The 2322-nt window shown below is 35.8% G+C and carries 4 protein-coding genes; 1 reads left to right on the top strand and 3 read right to left on the bottom strand.

Going from position 1 to position 2322, the window contains the following annotated elements; translation table 11 throughout:
• Positions 1–463 (top strand): DHHA1 domain-containing protein (locus tag AC1DPQ_RS25240; protein WP_477611244.1); only part of this gene is annotated, 463 nt, incomplete at its 5' end.
• An 84-nt stretch (positions 464–547) separates the two neighbouring features.
• Here AC1DPQ_RS25240 and AC1DPQ_RS25235 read toward each other — a convergent pair.
• The 3 genes from AC1DPQ_RS25235 to AC1DPQ_RS25225 form a co-directional block, all read right to left on the bottom strand.
• Positions 548–1051 (bottom strand): hypothetical protein, encoded by a 504-nt coding sequence (locus AC1DPQ_RS25235; RefSeq protein ID WP_477585399.1) that lies wholly within the window; start codon positions 1049–1051, stop codon positions 548–550.
• Positions 1052–1178: 127 nt separating this feature from the next.
• Entirely contained in the window at positions 1179–1676 is a 498-nt protein-coding gene (locus AC1DPQ_RS25230; RefSeq protein ID WP_477611243.1) for a hypothetical protein, read from the bottom strand.
• Between the two features lie 107 nt (positions 1677–1783).
• Positions 1784–2322, bottom strand: a 539-nt coding sequence (locus AC1DPQ_RS25225; protein WP_477611242.1) for a hypothetical protein, incomplete at its 5' end; no start/stop codon positions are given.

Here is a 2322-nt window from a genome sequence, read left to right as displayed (position 1 = left end):
AAATGGAAGTAAAGATCTATCGGCGTCCGTTCAGGCATTGTTGGATGAAAATGCAAAACTGAAAAAAGAAATTGAAAAGTCGAYAATAGAAAGGGTAAACACCTTAAAACATGAAATCGTTCATCATGTAAGAGGGATTAACGGCATTAACCTGATTGCTAAGCACATTGATCTGCAGAGTGCTGATGCAGTTAAAAATCTGGCTTTCTCTTTGAAAGATATGGTTGATAACCTGTTTCTGGTTTTTACTACAGAAATTGATGGCAAACCTGGAATAACCGTAATGCTTTCTGATCACCTGGTGAAAAAGGGATTAAATGCTTCTAATATTGTTCGCGAGTTGGGTAAAGAAATCCAAGGCGGTGGCGGTGGACAACCGTTTTATGCGACCGCAGGTGGTAAAAACCCATCGGGATTAAAAGTTGTTTTGGAAAAAGCAGAAAGTTTTATTCCGCATCATTGATTGAAATAATAAAATAGACCCTGAAATAAATTCAGGGTGACGCTATGTAAAATAAAAAAGAGGCCCTAGAGCCTCTTTTTTATTTTAATGTCTTCCATGTTTTTCTCTATGTCCTCTAGAGAATAAGCTTGAATTTACGTTTCTATCATGATATCTATTATCTACACGATAAGATCTATAATTATTTCTTGGCGAGCTATAACGTACTCGGTTTCCACCACCGTAAGATGAGCGGTAATAATTATTATCATGTGAATAACTTACTCTGTGGGTATTATAATTACGATATGGGCTATTTCCATAAACCACTACTTTTCTTCCGTGATGCAGATCGTAACCTCTATACCTCGCTGGTAAATACCTTGATCTTGTCCATCTGTTTCCACTTAAATAAACAAACTGCCTTTGAGGGACATAATAATAAGATTGAACTTCTGGGAGATAGTAATAATTAACGTTTTCATAACCTGCAGGTACCCAAGCTGGTTGTGCACCTATATTTACATTAATACTTACCTGAGCGTTAGATTGATTAGATGTTAAAGCCACGATACCAAAAATCGCGGAGATGATAAATAACTTTTTCATAATAATCCATTTTATTTGTGTGTACTTCAACAATTCAAACGCTGTGCCAAAACTTCTATTGTAACAGATATATAAAAAAAAGAGCTTCGAACGAAGCTCTTTTTAAATCGGTTAATAAAATTAGGTATTAGTGCTTTCCTTTACCATTTCCGTGGCCCTTACCGTTATTTCCTTTTCCATAAATCTTTTTAGCCTGTCCTGGAGGCATACCATGAGGATGTCCTTTTACGACATAATATTTGCTATCACGGCTATCCCTAATTACAAATTGCCCTTTATTGCCTTTATATTTTGCATACTTTACTTTATCATTCCTGAAATTCAAATAGGGTTTAGGCGAATTGATCACAACTTTATAACCATTGTATAAATTGTAATTACCATATTTTGCAGGTAAAGAATTTGCAAAAACCCAATCATTTCCATTTAAGTAAACAAACTGCTTTTGCGGAACATAATAATAACTTTCTACGTCAGGAAGATAGTAATAATCAACATGATCATAACCTGTTGGTCCCCAAAGCGGTTGCGAGCCGATGTTAACATTCACATTTAACTGTGCTTTAGCGGGGATGCTGAACAATGAAACCATCATCACTGCAGCAACTAAAAATAATCTTTTCATATTAATTCATTTAGTGTTTATTGTTTATAGCCAAACCACGTGCCAAATTAAGTGAACAAAAAAGGAGCCTCTCTCAAAGCTCCTTTATTTACAACTAAATATTAATATTAATGGCGCTCGTTACCACGGCCTTGACCGTTATTTCTTTCAGGACGATCATTCCCGCCTTTGTTATCAGTTTTGTGTTCATTGTTGCGGGCAGACCTTGAATTTTGATTTACCCTTACAACAGTTTTCTCCCTACGTATAGGGCGATTATTGTTAATCACGACAGTTTTGTTTCCATTATAGTTCGGATGTCCTTTAACTACATAATATTTGGTATCACGACTATCTCTTATAATACCTTGGCGACCACCATAATTTTTATATTTACCATACTTGGTTACATAAATATTGTTTCTTAAATATGGTTTTGGCTCGTTGATTACCACCTTGTAGGCGCGGTATAAATCAAAGTTCCTGTATTGAGTAGGCAAGCTGTTTCCCCAAACCCAACGTCCGCCATTCGAGTAAATGTATTGTGCAGAAGGCACATTATAATAGGCGTCTATATCAGGAAAATAATAATAATCTACATGATTATATCCTGTTGGCCCCCAAACTGGCTGAGAACCAATATTGATATTTAAGCTAACCTGTGCTT

This window comes from Pedobacter sp. 01T416_2 (assembly GCF_056398925.1).
Note: the sequence above shows the minus strand (reverse complement) of the source record. Positions and strands in the feature narration are given on the sequence as shown.

Excerpts from the sequence above, each read along its gene's own strand:
- AC1DPQ_RS25235 (WP_477585399.1), bottom strand. The coding sequence starts at position 1,051 with ATGAAAAAGTTATTTATCATCTCCGCGATTTTTGGTATCGTGGCTTTA.
- AC1DPQ_RS25230 (WP_477611243.1), bottom strand. The coding sequence starts at position 1,676 with ATGAAAAGATTATTTTTAGTTGCTGCAGTGATGATGGTTTCATTGTTC.